This is a genomic window from Flavobacterium sp. LC2016-23 (assembly GCF_009674775.1).
Taxonomy (GTDB): Bacteria; Bacteroidota; Bacteroidia; order Flavobacteriales; family Flavobacteriaceae; genus Flavobacterium.
The window spans coordinates 26238-43165 of the sequence record NZ_WKKE01000011.1 but is presented as its reverse complement, the minus strand read 5'-3'; the positions used below and the strand labels follow the sequence as shown (position 1 = coordinate 43165).

Sequence of the window (16928 nt, the reverse complement as noted above, 5' to 3'; positions counted from 1 at the left end):
TAAATTAAAGTTTCTATTCTTTCTTCTTTTTCATTTCAAAATAAACCCCGCCAATCAGTAACAACAACATTCCTATCGTACTTATCAGTGTGATTGTACTTCCTGTTTTTACCACCTGTGGTTCGAATTTAAACTCAATAGTGTGTTTTCCTCCGGGAATTTCCATTGCTCGTAGCACATAATCTACAGGGAAATGATCGGTTAATTTACCATCAATATAAGCATTCCAGCCGTTTTTATAGTACATTTCAGAGAAAACAGCCAAACCGTCTTTTCCGTTATCCGACTGATATTTGATATAATTAGGTTTGTATTCTACCACTTTAATTGTTCCGGTGGTATCCCATTGTTTCTTTAAACGGGCACTTCTAAATTTACCTTCATGCTCACGAACATTAAAAACGGCAACTTTCTTAGTATCAAGGTGATCTAAAGCTTTCATGACATCGTCCGGTTTGTTTACAAGTCTTACGTTGCTTACAAACCATGCATTCCCATTCGTATTAGGATTAACGGTCGGAAATTCTTTGCCTTCTTTATCCATCTGGATAATATATTTCACATTCAGCATATCCAGAACTTCCATATTGTTTTTGGCGATTTGGTAATCAAACAATTGCTGTATTCTTCTTGGTTTTGCCGCATGATAACCACCTAAGGAATGATGAAAGTAAGAAGCACGGGCGCTGGACATATTTCCATTGACTTCAAAAACCCTGTAATGTGTGGTATCTTTTAAAATCTGAGCATCAGAAGGTGTTTCCTGAAAAGGCGCAGCAATTTGTACCGGACTCACGAAATCTTTAGCGGAAACATATTTTTTATCGACAAAAAACAAATCAAAAATCATCAAAAGACCTACGATGATTAAAGTCGTATTTTGTGAAAATTTATTTTTAATAAACAACCATAAAATTCCGAAAGTAACCACGATAAAGAAACCTGAACGTAATAAATCAGCAGAATACAAACTCATTCGGTCCTCTTTTAGCGCATCAACAAAACCTGGTCCGTAACTTTCCAGGAAATAACCATCGCTGCTTCCTGTAAAATGAAACATACTTTTTGCAAAAACTAAAATCAGTAAAACTCCAAGTCCGAAAGCTCCGGTCTGAACCAGCGCTTTCTGCTGTAGTTTAGGTTCGTCTTTGGCTTTAAAAAACGATTGTAATCCCATAACCGCAAGTACCGGAAAGCACAATTCAAGAATAACCTGAATTGAAGAGACTGCCCTGAACTTATCGTACATCGGAACGTAATCGATAAAAAAGTCAGTTAATAAGGAGAAATTTTTTCCCCATGACAGCACTAATGCCACCAATGCCCCTGAAAGGAAAACATATTTTATTTTTCTGTCATCAATAAATAACGCTAAAACGCCTAAAAAGAAAACCACTACTCCAATATAGGCTGGAGCTGCAACAATAGGCTGATCACCCCAATATGTAGGCATTCCGGATACGAAATCTTGCGCCTGTTCAGATGGAACTCCCTGCTCCGTCATAAAAGAATACATACGACTATCGGTTCCTACATTTTCGTGGTTAGAACCACCAAAAAGCCGTGGTGCAATCAAATTGAGGCTTTCTGCAATTCCGTAGCTGTACTCCGTGATGTATTCATGGCTTAGCGCATTCTCATTGACTTTTTTAGTTCCGTCAGGATTAAAGGTCAGTTCACTATTACTTCGTGTGCTGAATTTAGCATATTCGCTTGTTGCCAGTAAATTAGTAGCATTAGCTCCAATAGCAAAAATTCCCGCTGCTGCCAGAACACCAAACGAAATTAAAAGTGGCTTGTACTCTTTTTCTTTAAGGAAGTTAAAAGCAAAATAGCCGGAAAGAATCAACAGGAAGATCAACAAATAATAGGTCATTTGAAAGTGGTTCGCATTAATTTCCAGTGCCACCGCAAACATGGTGAGCAAACCTCCCCAAATGTATTTTTTCTGAAAAACCAGTATAAATCCCGCAATCACCAAAGGCATATACGCAATAGCATGTGCTTTAGCATTATGGCCAACGCCTAAAATAATAATTAAATAAGTAGAAAAACCGAAAGCAATTGCTCCGATAAAAGCTTTTAGAGGATCTGTTTTTAAAACTAACAACAATCCGTAAAAACCTAAGAAGTATAAAAATAAATAATCTGCAGGACGTGGTAAGAAACGCAATGCATCGTCTAATTTGCCAACATAATCGTTTGGATAATTGGCTCCAAGCTGATAAGTCGGCATTCCGCCAAAAGCAGAGTTCGTCCAGTACGGCTCAGCGTGTTCTGTGGCTCTAAAATCATTTTGCTCTTTAGCCATTCCCGTATATTGCGCAATATCGGACTGGAAAATTTGTTTCCCTTGTAAAACCGGGTAAAAATAAATTAAAGAAACGAGAATAAAACCCAATACAACAAGGGCGTGCGGATAGAACTTATTTACTATTTTCAATTTAGGCAGGTTTGGTTAAATGATGAATCCTATTTTATTTAGGACACAAACTTAATCTATTTCTTCGTAATCAACATAATCTCCCACTTTTTTGGTTTCACGGGGATTTTTTGCATTCGCCGTATTGATAATGATCTCATCATTATTGCGTTGCGTTTTTTGCCATGAAGTATCCTGGCTATATTGTTGTTGTCTCTGAAAATTCTCTCCTGCTTTTTCTACAGCTTTTTTTACCAATACCGGCAAAAAGATTCTAGCTAAAAATTTAAAAATATAATAAAAAGCCACGATGTAACAAATAGCTTTTATTAAACCTGAAAAAGATGCTTCTTGCATAATTGTATAATTTTTTTTCAAAATTAATAAATCCGTTGTTTAAAATTAAAATATCAATCTTAAATAAATAATAAAATATAGTACATTTGAAATGCGTTATTACTTTTTAATCAAAAATTACGTTTATGTTAAAAGCTAAAAACTTATTTATTTCCGCTCTTTTTTTTACACCACAATTCTTTTTCGCACAATATACCGATGTCATCAACTCCAACCGTCCTGGTGAAACAATGTCGGCTTTTGCGGTCGGAAAATCTGTTATCCAGGCAGAAATTGGGATTTACGGCATAAAAGAAAAGCATGATTTATTAAATTATGATGCAAATGGATTTGGTACAGATTTAACATTCAGATATGGTGCCTTTCTTGAAAAACTGGAATTCATTCTCGATTTACAATATCAGATGGAAAGTTTTGATACGCCATACAACAACTACAAAAAAAATAATTTCAGGCAAACCGTTTTAGGAGCTAAGTATTTAATTTATGACCCTTTTAAAAACTACGAAAAGACAAAAAACATTTACAGTTACAAAGCCAATCACAGGTTTGACTGGCATCAGTTAATACCGGCAGTTTCTGTTTTTGCAGGAGCTAATTTTGTCGGTAAAAACAACCCTTACTCTTTTTCTCCGGAGTCCAGCATTTCGCCTAAAATAGCCTTGATCACTCAAAATCAATTTGGAGGCGGAAAATGGGTTTTTGTGACTAATATTATTGCCGATTATATTTCCACAGACTATCCCAGTTATGGTTATGTTTTAACTTTAACGCACGGTTTCAATGATAAATGGTCCGGTTTTGTTGAAAACCAGGGGTATAAAAGTGATTTTTACAGTGATGCCATTGTTCGTGGCGGAGCTGCTTACCTCATTAATCCCAATTTACAGGTTGATGCTTCCGTAAGTACTAACTTTAAAGGCACGCCATCGATATTATATGGAGGAGTTGGTGTGTCATGGCGTTATGACACCAAGTACAAGGAAGCCCAAATGGAGTTCAAGAAACAATCCAGAAAAGACAAGAAAAAAGACCCTAAAGATCCAAAAGGTACCAAAAACAAAAAGGAAACCGATTTTCAGGAACAGGAAAGAAAACGTAAATCTAAGTACGAATAGAAATAAATAACCAAATCTCTACGGGAGATATTTTATAAGACGATTTAATGATTACAATTAAAGAAGCCAAAACAAAAAAAGAATTAACAGCATATATCAAATTTCCGTTTTCATTATACAAAAACAATCCATATTGGGTTCCCCCCATAATTGCTGATGAATTAGAGTCATTTGATAAAACCAAAAATCCTGCTTTTGATAATGCGGAAGCGTATTTTTATCTGGCCTACAAAAACAATGAAATTGTCGGCAGAATAACGGCAATCATCAATTGGTCTGAAGTTAACAACCAGCATAAAAGGAAAGTCCGTTTCGGATGGTTCGATGTGATTGATGATATTGAAGTGACAAAAGCTTTGCTGGAGAAAGTATACGAATTAGGAAGACAAAACAATCTGGAACATGTAGAAGGACCAATGGGTTTTTCGAACCTTGATAAAGTGGGCGTTCTTACCGAAGGATATGATCAGATGGGAACCATGATTACGTGGTACAATAACCCGTATTATGTCACTCATTTTGAGCAATTGGGCTTTCAGGCTGAAAAAGAATATATCGAAAGTATATTTCCGTTCTCGAATGTAAAACCTGAATTTTTCCTCAAAGCGCAGGAATTAATCAAAAAAAGATACGGTTTACGATCGCTAACATTCACCAAAACCAAAGACATTATGCCCCATGTGGACAAAATGTTTGATTTGTTTAATGAATCGTATGCAAAACTCGCTTCGTTTGTCGCTATTTCAGACGTTCAGAAAGAATATTTCAAAAAGAAATACATCAGTTTCATCAATCCCGAATACATTAAGTTTGTGGTAGATAAAGATGACAATCTGATAGCCTTTAGTATTGTAATGCCTAGCTTTTCCGAAGCTTTGCAGAAAGCAAAAGGAAAATTATTTCCATTTGGATTTATCCATCTTTTACGCGCAAGAAAAAAGAGTAAAGATGTTGTATTTTACTTAATCGGAGTTCATCCGGATTACCAAAATAAAGGTGTTACTGCCATTATTTTTGATGAATATTTTAAAACTTTTTCAGAAAAGGGAATTCAGAATTGTATCAGAACACCGGAGTTGGCCGATAACACCGCCATTCATTTACTGTGGAAAAATTTTGATCCCAAAATTCACTGCAGGAGAAAAACATATTTAAAAAACCTGTAAAAAAGTATTCAGTCTCAGTCTCAGTTAACAGTAACGTAAACTGAGACTGAGACTGAGACTGAGACTGAGACTGAGACTGAGACTGAGACTGAGACTGAGACTGAGACTGAGACTGAGACTGCAAAAAAAAAGCTCCATTCGTTTATACGAATGGAGCTTTTTTTTATATTCTAAGGATTACTCTACTTTACAATCCACTTTTGAGAGTACCACTTTCGGATCAAACTTTAATTTCGTTTTATCCTTAAAAGTTACTTTATTATTAGTGTTCACGATATCTCCGAAACCTTCAATAAAAGTATTTTCTCTTTGAAGAAAAGCAACTTCTCTCACAGACGAAACTCCTTCTGACATAAAGGTATAATCTGCGATGAGCGTATCTCCTTTCATATTCCCTATAATAGTTCCTTCATTTTTATCCTTGCCATATAAAGCATAATTCAGTTTTCCATTAACTTCCTGATGTGAGTTCACATTAAAACTTAATTCAATAGTACTGTTATTTGCAGTCGAAACATAACACTGATCCCCAGAAGGTTCCGCAATTTCTGCTTCTTTCGGCGGGGCAGGCGCTATTTCTACTGGTTCAGGTGCTTTTTTACAGGCAGTAAAACAAGCTAAAGTAATTATCGTCAATACGAGTAGTTTTTTCATAATATTTGGTTTTAGTAATTTTAAGATAAATTTACTTGAAAATAAAAAAAAATCCATTCTCTATCAGAATGGATTTTTTTACATAATTCCCACTAAGGAAATTTATTCTTTTGAAATTAAGCGTCTAAATCAACTTTAGTTCTGCTTGCAATTTCTTTATAGGTTCCGTTTTCTAATTTCTCACGAATCGCTTCAAAAGCTACTAACGTCTCATCGATATCAGACAAAGTGTGTGAAGTGGTCGGGATCATTCTCAACAAAATGATTCCTTTTGGAATTACAGGATAGATTACGATCGATAAGAAAATACCGTAGTTTTCTCTTAAATCATTCACCATCACCATTGCTTCAGGAACACTTCCTTCTAAGTATACCGGAGTTACACAAGTATTGGTATCGCCAATATTGAAGTTTCTTGAACGTAAACCACTTTGCAATGCATTTACATTTTCCCAAAGTTTATCTTTTAGTTCCGGGTGATTACGCAACAATTCCAAACGTTTCAAAGAACCAATGGTCTGAATCATTGGCAATGCTTTCGCAAACATCTGAGAACGTAAATTGTATTTCAAATAATCAATAATATCTTTATCTGCCGCTATAAAAGCTCCGATGTTAGCCATTGATTTTGCAAAAGTGGAGAAATAAACATCAATTCCGTCCTGAACTCCCTGCTCCTCACCTGCTCCGGCTCCTGTTTTACCAAGTGTACCAAAACCATGTGCATCATCTACCAGCAAACGGAAATTATATTTTTCTTTTAAAGCAACGATTTCTTTTAATTTACCCTGTTGTCCTCGCATTCCAAAAACACCTTCAGTAATAAATAAGATTCCACCACCAGTTTCAGTAGCCATTTTAGTCGCACGCTGTAGGTTTTTCTCCATACTCTCCAGATCATTGTGCTTGTAAGTAAAACGTTTTCCCATATGTAAACGTACACCATCAATAATACAGGCATGAGAATCTACATCATAAACAATGATATCATTTTTGGTTACCAAAGCATCAATAGTAGATACCATTCCCTGGTAACCGAAATTCAGTAAATAAGCGGATTCTTTCATTACGAAAGCAGCCAGTTCATTTTCCAGTTGCTCGTGATATTTAGTATGACCTGACATCATACGGGCACCCATTGGGTACGCTGCTCCAAACTCAACAGCAGCATCTATATCTGCCTGACGTACTTCTGGATGATTAGCCAGACCTAAATAGTCATTCAAACTCCAATTTAAAATATTCTTTCCACCAAATTGCATTCTAGGACCAAGTTCTCCTTCTAATTTAGGGAATACAAAATACCCTTCAGCTTGTGAAGCCCATTTTCCTAATGGCCCTTTATTGTTTTGAATTCTTTCGAATAAATCTTTTACCATAATATAATGATGTAATAATTTTAATTTTAAACAGCGTGCAAAAATAAATATTTATTCCATGTTATCATAATAATTTAAAATGAATCGAATTCAAAACCACTATTAGTTAAAGTTTTCCAAAAAAATAACATTAATAAAGATAAAAACCTTACAAAAATAACATCCGGTTTAGACCAAAACCTAATTTATACCTGTTATAAATTCTGCTTAAAGAGTCGTAATTGTTTATTTTTTACTAATTTTAAATGCTTTTTTAAAAAAGAAATATCATAAATCATAACACCTTTATATAATGGCTTTAAGCACCTCAAAAGATTTAAAACTAGCCGTTCTTATTGATGCCGATAACGTACCGTACAGTAATGTCAAAGGTATGATGGAAGAAATAACCAAATTTGGCACACCAACCACCAAGCGTATTTATGCAGACTGGACGAAACCAAATTCTAACGGATGGAAAGGCGTCCTGCTGGAACATGCCATTACACCTATTCAGCAATACAGCTACACGGTTGGTAAAAACTCTTCCGATTCCGCACTTATAATTGACGCTATGGATTTACTCTACTCAGGAAAACTGGATGGTTTTTGCATTGTTTCCAGTGACAGCGATTTTACCCGGCTGGCCATTCGTTTAAGAGAATCCGGAATGAAAGTAATAGGTATCGGAGAAAAGAAAACACCCAACTCGTTTATTGTGGCCTGCGACCGTTTTATTTATATTGAAGTTTTAGACGGTGCCATTCAGAAAAAGAAAATAAAAGTTACAACAGACATTAAAAAACCTATTGAAAAACCTGCCGAAAAAGCCTTACACAAAATCGACAAACAAACCATTGAACTTATTGAAGCCACCATTGAAGATATCGAAGACGATGATGGCTGGGCATTTTTAGGTGATGTCGGAAATTTAATCGTAAAGAAAAAACCCGAATTTGACCCCAGAAACTATGGTTTCTCCAAACTAACACCCATGTTGAAATCACTAACTGATATTCTTGAAATTGACGAAAGGGAATCAGATAAAAAAGGCATTAAACACGTTTACGTTCGTTTAAGATTCAACTAATTACCACATTTATTACTTATTTAATTTTTTTTTAAAACATGAGAAAAAAATTCTTCCTCTACGGATTCTTATTGTTTCTGGTTGTTGCTGCAGTCTATTATTATACAGGACGCGGTTTTTTACTCGTAATTATTTTACCGATATTACTGATTGTTGGAATTTATAATACCATTCAGACCAAACACGCCATTTTAAGAAACTTTCCTGTTTTGGGCTATTTTCGATATCTGTTTGAAATGATTGCTCCTGAAATTCAGCAATATTTCATTGAAAGATCCACTGATGGAAAACCTTTTTCGAGAAACCAGCGCTCCATGGTGTATCAGAGAGCAAAAAACATCGATTCCAGTACACCATTCGGAACACAACAAAACTTAAATCATGATAGTTACGAAGGAATTAAACATTCTATTTTTCCGGCGAAAGTTAATGAAGAATTACCGCGTGTTTTAGTGGGTGGAAAAGATTGCAAACAACCTTATTCAGCTTCTCTGTTTAATGTTTCGGCGATGAGTTTTGGCTCGCTGAGTGAAAATGCCGTTCGTGCCATTAATTTAGGTGCCAAAAAAGGAAATTTTTATCAAAATACCGGAGAAGGTGGTTTAACTGAATTTCATCTTGCGGGTGGTGGCGATATAACCTGGCAAATTGGTACGGGATATTTCGGATGCCGGGATGCTGAAGGCAATTTTAGCCCTGAGAAATTCTCGGAAAAAGCCAATCTTCCGAACGTTAAAATGATCGAAATTAAACTTTCACAAGGCGCAAAGCCAGGGCACGGTGGTGTACTCCCAGCGGCAAAAAACACGGAACAAATTGCTAAAATCAGAGGGGTTGAACCGCATACAATGATTCTTTCTCCTCCCGGGCATCATGCTTTTTCAGACATTAAAGGACTGATTCGTTTTATTGCACAATTACGTCAGTTATCCAATGGCAAACCAATCGGATTTAAATTATGTATTGGAAACACTGCTGAGTTCGAGGCCATTTGTAATGAAATGATTGCTGAAGATACTTACCCGGATTTCATTACCGTTGATGGTGCCGAAGGTGGCACGGGAGCAGCGCCCTTAGAATTTGCCGATGGTGTGGGAATGCCTTTTGAACCTGCTTTGATCTTCGTAAACAAAACCCTGATCTCCTTAAACATTCGCGATAAAATACGTATTATCGGCAGTGGAAAAATACTTTCCGGCTATTCTATTTTACATGCTGTCGCTTTAGGGGCAGATATGTGTAATAGCGCCCGTGGTTTTATGTTTTCACTGGGCTGTATTCAGGCACTGCGTTGCCATAATAATGAATGTCCGACCGGAGTGGCCACTCAAAATAAAATGCTGATGAAAGGTCTGGTTGTTACCGACAAGTCAGACCGGGTATATCATTTTCATAAAAACACACTGCATTCTGCTAACGAACTTCTCGCAGCAGCCGGCAAGAAGAGCTTCGCCGATGTAGACATTAATATCTTCATGCGTGGTGATGAATTTAGTCATTTATCCGATTCTTATTTTCCGGATATTTTAACAAATGTTACCAAACGATAAAAAAAAGCCTCTTTGAATAATCCAAAGGGGCTTTTTAACTAATTCAGCATTCAAAATTACAATTTTGCAGTTACCTTTTCTTTAGAGTCACCTGCATTTTCCAAAACTGCCAATTCTTCCTTATCCACTATTTGCTGGGCAAGAATGGCATTATTATAGGCTAAGAAGTAAACATCAAACTTTACTCCTTCATCAATTAACGCTTTGGAAATCTGATCGTTTTTGACCATTTCTTTCAGCAAATCAGGAAATGACTCTTTGTACGTCAATCTATTGGTATCGTTTTCTTCTAAATTGGTTTCAATTCTAATTTCAATTTTATTGTCATTTAGAAATGCCTTAGCGGTTGTGCCGGTAATGCCACGGCCTGTGATTGAAGAAGAATTATTGTAGGTATTTACATGCTCCTGTATTTTTTGCTTGGTATTTTTACAGCTTATCAATAGCAGCATCACAATAAAAGCAAATGCGATTTGAGTAATTTTTTTCATAAATATTTATGTTTTAGGTTATTTTTTAACTCAAACATAATGAACTTTTTAAACAAAAACAACTTCAGCCTGCAAAAATAAAACATGTAATCATTTGACTACAAATTCATTACACGAAATAAAACAAAACATACACCACAAAATCAAAAGAAATTATTCGGTTACATCCATCCCGTAAAACCAAAAAAAAGCCACTCTCAAAACACTTGGAATGGCCTTTATACTATTGAAATTATTTTAGAAAACCAGGCAAGGATTCTTTATTAATTACTTCTTTAACAAAAACGGTATTGTCATCAGCCAAAAAATAAGCATCAAACTGAACTCCTTCTGCTACCAGTTCTTTAGGAATTTGGTTTTTCTGCATCATTTCCTTCAATAACTTAGGAAATGAGGTATTTGCTTTTAATTGATTTGCTTCTTTGTGTTCTAAGTTGGTTTCAAATCGCAATTCAATTTTGTTATCATTTATATAACCTCTTGCGGTAGTAAGTGTAACATCATCTGCTTTAAAACTTGCTGCCGTGCTATTGTAAGTTGTCACATATTCCTGAAGTTTTTGTTTGGTGTTTTTACAACTTACCATCGTTAATAGTACAAGAACAAGTAATGGGATCTGGATTAATTTTTTAATCATAATTTAAAAGTTTTTGTTTTTATTTTTTCAGTTTTTGAAGTCTTAAAAGCGCTTCGAGGTAATAATAATCAGCATAATTGATCGAGCAGTCGATTTCACTTCCGGCCGGTTTATGACCGGTTGAATGAAGTAAAAAAGCCGAATTGACATCCTGACTCTGATAATGCTCTGAAAGTGAAACAATCATCTTTTTTGACTTCGTTGCATATTCTTTTTTAAGAATTTTATCTTTAGTGTAAGTACTCAATTCAATAAGTGCCGAAGATACGATAGCCGCTGCTGAAGCATCTTTGGGTTCATTTGAAATTCCGGGAACATTAAAATCCCAATATGGAATCAGATCTTCGGTAGTCAGTTTATCTAAATATACGCGGGCCAGTTTATGGGCAAACTCCAAAAACTTCGGGTCTTTGGTTTCCCGGTACACCATTGTAAATCCATAAATGGCCCACGCCTGGCCTCTCGCCCACATACTGTCATCACTATATCCTTGTGCCGTAATTCCTTTTATTTTTTTGCCTGTTTCATAATCATAAACCAAAACATGATACGAGGTATAATCCGGTCTGAAATGGTTCTTCATTGTAGTTTCGGCATGTTTTACCGCAATGTCGTATAATTTTTTACTGCCGCCATTTTTAGAAGCCCAAAAAAGCAATTCCAGATTCATCATATTATCGATGATCGTATTATGACCCCCGTATTTATTATGCGGCCACGAAAGAATGGTTCCCACTTTCGGATTGAAAAGAGTTGCCAGCGTATCGGCAGTTTTGAGTATAATCTCTTTGTATGCCGGATTTTTAGTAAGACGATAACCATTCCCGAAACTGTTAAAAATCTGAAAACCTAAATCATGGTCGTTTGCTTTGCTTACGGATAAAGGCGTTAGAAAACGACTGAATTTATCTGCTTCTTTTTCCCATTTTTTATCTCCTGTCGCTTCATATAAATACCATAATTCTCCCGGCCAGAAACCGCTTGTCCAATCTCTATAATCTACGAATTTCCACTCTTTGCTTCCGGTGGGAATACTTCTCGGAAAAGTGCCGTTGTCCGGAATCACTTCCAATGTCTTTGAAGCCTGCAGCGCACAATACTCCAATTGCTTTTTTATATCAAATGATTTTGTTTCCTTTTTTTCCTGTGCCTGACTTATCATTACAAAAAACAGAAAAGCGGACAGGAAATAAACAAATTTCGGGTTACTATTCATAGTATTCTTTTTTGAATGCTAAATTTAGAAAATTAGAAAAGAACTATAGCCCTTTTATCTTTTGCAGGGACCAAAATTGTACTATTTTGTACTCTTTTTATATCTTTGCTTGCTGAAACACTCACAAATCCGTTACAACGTGCAATTTAAAAAATTAAGAATTTATTACGGTCTCGTATTTTTTTTAGTAATCGCACTCGGAATTCTTTCCAGAAAGACCACACTGATTCCGTTATGTTTTGGAGATTTGTTGTACGCTGCCATGATATATGTACTGGTGCGAATACTATTCATGGATAAAAAAGCAATCCAGATTATACTTATTTCTTTACTAATCTGTTATAGTATTGAATTCTTTCAGCTCTGTCAGGACAGCCGGATTATCGCAATCCGAAAAACCCTCTTTGGCAGATATGTGCTGGGGCAGGGATTTTTATGGAGTGATCTTTTAGCATATACTTTTGGAATTGCCATTGCCTTTATAATCGAAAAAATTACTTTAAAATATTATAATCATGAATCTGGTTTTCGCCTCAAACAATAAAAATAAAATTAAAGAAATACAAAGCATTCTTCCTGAAACCATCAAAATAATGAGCCTTGAAGAAATTGGCTGCTATGAAGATATTCCGGAAACTGCCGCTACAATTGAAGGAAATGCAATCCTGAAAGCCGATTATGTAACTCGAAAATACGGTTACGATTGTTTTGCCGATGACACCGGACTGGAGGTTAATGCTTTAAACGGTGAACCTGGCGTATATTCAGCACGATATGCAGGAGAACAGCGCGATGCTAATGATAATATGGATAAACTTTTAAATGCTTTATCAGACCAGTCAGACCGCAGCGCCCAGTTCAAGACCGTTATTGCGTTAAATTTAAATGGAGCTCAGCATCTTTTTACCGGAATTGCCAAAGGAAACATTACTTTGAACAAAACCGGAAGTCACGGTTTTGGATACGATCCCATTTTTCAGCCTGAAAATTATACGGAAACTTTTGCCGAATTGTCTTCTGAAATTAAAAATAAAATCAGTCATCGTGCAAAAGCAACTCAGCAACTGATTGATTTCCTGAACCCCACAAAATAATTGTTTTAAATACAACATTTTAAACTCTAAATTTTATATTTCACGACGTATTTTTTTTGATTTTTCTGCATTTTCTTATCAAAATGATTTCATGATAAAGATAACTTTTTGATAATCAAATCATAACAAATACATAAATCTTAAAATTGCATTAGTTTATCTGAATAATTAACAGTAATTTTGCACCCTATTTTAAAAATACATATGAATAAATTTGAACAATTAGGATTGAATGAATCGTTACTGAAGGCGATTTTAGATCTAGGATTTGAAAATCCGTCAGAGGTACAGGAAAAGGCGATTCCCCTATTATTGGAAAAAGACACAGATATGGTTGCGTTGGCTCAGACAGGGACAGGGAAAACGGCAGCTTTCGGTTTTCCGCTAATTCAAAAAATTGATGCTGACAACAGGAATACACAAGCATTAGTTTTATCGCCAACACGAGAACTTTGTTTACAGATTACCAACGAACTTAAAAACTACTCAAAATACGAGAAAGGTATTAATGTGGTAGCAGTTTACGGCGGGGCTAGTATTACAGAGCAAGCTAGGGACATTAAAAGAGGAGCACAAATTATTGTAGCTACTCCGGGGAGAATGCAGGACATGATCAACAGAGGATTGGTTAACATTAAAAATATAGATTACTGTATTTTGGATGAGGCTGATGAAATGCTGAACATGGGATTTTATGAGGATATCGTATCTATTTTATCCGATACTCCGGACCAAAAAAGTACATGGTTGTTCTCTGCAACTATGCCACAAGAGGTTGCCAGAATTGCAAAACAATTTATGAGCGACCCGGTTGAAATTACTGTTGGAGCTAAGAACTCAGGTTCTGCAACCGTTTCTCACGAATTTTACTTAGTAAATGCTCGTGACCGTTACGAAGCCCTTAAACGTTTAGCCGATGCTAACCCGGATATTTTCTCTGTGGTTTTCTGTCGTACTAAAAGAGATACACAGGCTGTAGCTGAAAAATTAATTGAAGATGGATACAGCGCTGCTGCATTGCACGGAGATTTATCTCAGGCGCAACGTGATGGTGTAATGAAATCTTTCCGTGGAAGACAAATCCAGATGCTTGTGGCAACTGACGTTGCTGCACGTGGTATTGACGTTGATAATATTACTCACGTAGTAAATTACCAGCTTCCTGACGAAATTGAAACTTATAATCACCGTTCAGGACGTACAGGTAGAGCCGGAAAATTAGGAACTTCTATCGTAATCGTTACGAAAAGTGAGTTGCGTAAAATTTCTTCTATCGAAAGAATCATCAAACAAAAATTCGAAGAAAAAACAATTCCATCAGGAATCGAAATCTGCGAAATTCAATTGCTACATTTAGCCACTAAAATTAAAGATACTGAAGTTGATCACGAAATTGACAACTATTTACCAGCAATCAATAACGTTCTTGAAGGTTTATCGAAAGAAGAACTGATCAAGAAAATGGTATCTGTAGAATTTAACCGTTTTATTGCTTACTACAAAAAGAACAGAGATATTTCTGCTCAATCCGGAGAAAGACGTGAAAGAAGTGAAAGAAGTGATTCTGAGCCAAGAGAATTCAATAATAACGGAGCAGTTCGTTATTTTGTAAACATTGGTTCAAGAGATAACTTCGACTGGATGTCTCTTAAAGATTATTTGAAAGAAACGTTAGACTTAGGTCGTGATGACGTTTTCAAAGTAGATGTTAAAGAAGGTTTCTCATTCTTTAACACTGATCCTGAACATACTGAAAAAGTAATGGAAGTATTAAACAACGTACAATTAGAAGGACGTCGTATTAATGTTGAAATTTCTAAAAATGATGGCGGTGGAAGACGTGACCATAACGGACGCAGCAGCGGAGGCGGTGGACGCAGTTCTGCTCCAAGACGTGAAGGAAGTTTTGCTCCAAGACGTGAAGGTTCAGGTGGTGGTTTCAGAAGCGACAGAAACGCTGCCCCAAGAGAAGGCGGTTTCAGAAGTGACAGAAATTCATCTGCTCCAAAAAGAGAAGGCGGTTTCAGAAGCTCGGCTCCAAGAAGTGAAGGTGGTTCTGAAAGAGCTCCAAGACGTTCTGAAAGCTTTGGTGATGCACCAAGACCAAGAAGAGACTAATAAGTCAATTATCTTACATACAAAATCCCAAATTCCAGACATACTTGGAATTTGGGATTTTTTTATATTAAAATTTTACTTTGAATTGACGAGTCTTGTGATTCAAAATTAGTGTCACGCTGGGCGAAGTCGAAGCTCTTTCCCTCTAAAAAACTAAAAAAGCCTTCGACTTCGCTCAGGATGACATTCTACTCCACTCAGGATAACATTGATTTCTAAAAGAATAAAGATGTTTTACTCCAATTTACACTTTTATCTATCTGTTTTTATAGCAAATAAAAGTTTCAGTGAAATACACCCAAAGGGTTAATTTAAATCTTCCTTATTCCCTTTTCGATTAAATACTAAAAGAATACTTCTTTCCTTTGTTAATTTTCTGATAATTATATTCGGAGACTGCGAAATATTTAATCCTGATTTACTACTTTTAGTGCTTTAAATCAGGATATGAAATATTTCGCAGTTTTCTTTTTTACATTATTATCTACCATTGGTTTTGCACAGGACACTCCGTCTACAATTCCGCAAAGAGTTTCGGGCTATATTATTAATGACAACAGCAAACAGCCGCTTTCGGGTGTAAATGTTATCAATACCAATAAAGTACGGGGTGCAAAATCTGATGAAAAAGGATATTTTGAAATCGACGTACAGGTAAATGATACGTTGCACTTCTCGATTTTGGGATTTCAGTCTCTTAGAATCAGAGTGACCAACGACTGGATCAAAAATAAAGTGACCCGAATTCAGCTTACCGAAAAAGCAATTGCACTGGAAGAAGTGGTGATCGCTCCTTTTAACCTGACCGGTTATCTTGAAGTAGATTCCAAATTAATTCCAACAAAAGAAAACTATCGTTATAGTATTTCCGGCCTTACACAAGGGTATGAAGCGGGTGAATATTCTCCAAACGCTTTTGGAAAAGTACTAGGCTCCATATTCAATCCGGCGGATATGCTTTATAATTTCTTTGGAAAAAACGGCAGGGAACTCAAGAAGCTTAAGGAAATGAAGAAAGATGATACGGTTCGAAATCTTTTGGAATCAAAATACGATCGCGAAACGGTTGCGGTATTATTAGGAATCAGTAAAGATGAAATTCCTGAGATTATGCATCGCTGTAACTATTCAGATGCTTTTATTCAATCTGCTAACGATCTCCAGATTATGGATGCCATAAGCGGCTGTTATGAACAATATAAAGTATTAAAACGAAATTAATTTATTCCACTATAAATCAATCCTCAATTGTCTAATTGGGGATTTTTTATTTTAAATGCTATTTAAATATTAACTTAAAAAACAATAATTATGCCTTCAATCCCTTTTCAAACAATTGACTGGAGTGAAATTACAAAAACAGAACATAAAGGGGAAACCGGAAAAGCGTTTTGGCAGACGATACAATCCGGAGGCTTACGGATTAGAAAAGTGACTTACTCTGAAAATTATGTTGCCGATCACTGGTGCCAAAAAGGACATATCGTGCATTGCCTTGAAGGAGAATTCATTAGTGAATTAGAAAATGGGCAACAATTCAAACTCACCAAAGGAATGAGCTATATCGTTTCTGATAATGTAAGCTCACATCGCTCTGTAACTGCCAACGGAGTTGAGTTATTAATAATAGACGGAGATTTTCTAAAATAATATTCGA

General features: G+C 35.9%; 16 protein-coding genes. 9 read left to right on the top strand and 7 right to left on the bottom strand.

Features of this window, described 5'->3' with window-relative positions; all coding sequences use genetic code 11:
- Positions 1-13: 13 nt before the first annotated feature.
- On the bottom strand, positions 14-2443 hold the full coding sequence (locus GJU43_RS10900; protein WP_154340791.1) for a YfhO family protein: 2430 nt from the start codon (positions 2441-2443) through the stop codon (positions 14-16).
- Between the two features lie 51 nt (positions 2444-2494).
- Positions 2495-2779, bottom strand: coding sequence for a DUF4834 family protein (locus GJU43_RS10895; protein ID WP_154340790.1), 285 nt, complete (start codon positions 2777-2779; stop codon positions 2495-2497).
- A gap of 125 nt (positions 2780-2904) precedes the next feature.
- On the opposite strand from GJU43_RS10895, the gene GJU43_RS10890 reads away from it, so the two are divergent.
- Both GJU43_RS10890 and GJU43_RS10885 read left to right on the top strand, forming a co-directional pair.
- Positions 2905-3897 (top strand): transporter, encoded by a 993-nt coding sequence (locus GJU43_RS10890; RefSeq protein ID WP_154340789.1) that lies wholly within the window; start codon positions 2905-2907, stop codon positions 3895-3897.
- A gap of 47 nt (positions 3898-3944) precedes the next feature.
- Positions 3945-5063: a GNAT family N-acetyltransferase gene (locus GJU43_RS10885; RefSeq protein WP_154340788.1), complete on the top strand. Its 1119-nt coding sequence runs from the start codon at positions 3945-3947 to the stop codon at positions 5061-5063.
- Positions 5064-5240: 177 nt separating this feature from the next.
- Here the strand turns inward: GJU43_RS10885 and GJU43_RS10880 are convergent, their stop codons facing one another.
- Together GJU43_RS10880 and GJU43_RS10875 are read right to left on the bottom strand one after the other, a co-directional pair.
- Entirely contained in the window at positions 5241-5717 is a 477-nt protein-coding gene (locus GJU43_RS10880) for a hypothetical protein (RefSeq protein WP_154340787.1), read from the bottom strand.
- Positions 5718-5833: 116 nt separating this feature from the next.
- Entirely contained in the window at positions 5834-7096 is a 1263-nt protein-coding gene (locus tag GJU43_RS10875; protein WP_154340786.1) for a pyridoxal phosphate-dependent aminotransferase family protein, read from the bottom strand.
- Positions 7097-7388: 292 nt separating this feature from the next.
- On the opposite strand from GJU43_RS10875, the gene GJU43_RS10870 reads away from it, so the two are divergent.
- A complete protein-coding gene (locus GJU43_RS10870; protein ID WP_154340785.1) occupies positions 7389-8165 on the top strand; it encodes an NYN domain-containing protein in 777 nt (258 codons plus the stop codon).
- A gap of 38 nt (positions 8166-8203) precedes the next feature.
- Positions 8204-9715, top strand: coding sequence for an FMN-binding glutamate synthase family protein (locus GJU43_RS10865; RefSeq protein ID WP_154340784.1), 1512 nt, complete (start codon positions 8204-8206; stop codon positions 9713-9715).
- 56 nt (positions 9716-9771) lie between these two features.
- On the opposite strand, the gene GJU43_RS10860 is transcribed toward GJU43_RS10865, so the two are convergent.
- The 3 genes from GJU43_RS10860 to GJU43_RS10850 form a co-directional block, all read right to left on the bottom strand.
- On the bottom strand, positions 9772-10206 hold the full coding sequence (locus tag GJU43_RS10860) for a hypothetical protein (protein ID WP_154340783.1): 435 nt from the start codon (positions 10204-10206) through the stop codon (positions 9772-9774).
- Positions 10207-10438: 232 nt separating this feature from the next.
- Positions 10439-10843: a hypothetical protein gene (locus tag GJU43_RS10855; protein WP_154340782.1), complete on the bottom strand. Its 405-nt coding sequence runs from the start codon at positions 10841-10843 to the stop codon at positions 10439-10441.
- Positions 10844-10862: 19 nt separating this feature from the next.
- On the bottom strand, positions 10863-12059 hold the full coding sequence (locus GJU43_RS10850; protein ID WP_229655040.1) for a glycoside hydrolase family 88 protein: 1197 nt from the start codon (positions 12057-12059) through the stop codon (positions 10863-10865).
- Between the two features lie 139 nt (positions 12060-12198).
- On the opposite strand from GJU43_RS10850, the gene GJU43_RS10845 reads away from it, so the two are divergent.
- The 5 genes from GJU43_RS10845 to GJU43_RS10825 all read left to right on the top strand — a co-directional run bounded on the left by GJU43_RS10845 (position 12199) and on the right by GJU43_RS10825 (position 16921).
- Positions 12199-12603 (top strand): DUF2809 domain-containing protein, encoded by a 405-nt coding sequence (locus GJU43_RS10845; RefSeq protein ID WP_370455585.1) that lies wholly within the window; start codon positions 12199-12201, stop codon positions 12601-12603.
- Positions 12575-13153 (top strand): non-canonical purine NTP diphosphatase, encoded by a 579-nt coding sequence (locus GJU43_RS10840; protein ID WP_154340781.1) that lies wholly within the window; start codon positions 12575-12577, stop codon positions 13151-13153. The genes GJU43_RS10845 and GJU43_RS10840 overlap by 29 nt, the downstream gene beginning before the upstream one ends.
- A 204-nt stretch (positions 13154-13357) precedes the next feature.
- Positions 13358-15271, top strand: a complete 1914-nt coding sequence (locus tag GJU43_RS10835) for a DEAD/DEAH box helicase (protein ID WP_154340780.1) — start codon at positions 13358-13360, stop codon at positions 15269-15271.
- Positions 15272-15718: 447 nt separating this feature from the next.
- On the top strand, positions 15719-16492 hold the full coding sequence (locus tag GJU43_RS10830) for a carboxypeptidase-like regulatory domain-containing protein (RefSeq protein WP_154340779.1): 774 nt from the start codon (positions 15719-15721) through the stop codon (positions 16490-16492).
- 90 nt (positions 16493-16582) lie between these two features.
- A complete protein-coding gene (locus GJU43_RS10825; protein WP_154340778.1) occupies positions 16583-16921 on the top strand; it encodes a DHCW motif cupin fold protein in 339 nt (112 codons plus the stop codon).
- Positions 16922-16928 lie beyond the last annotated feature (7 nt).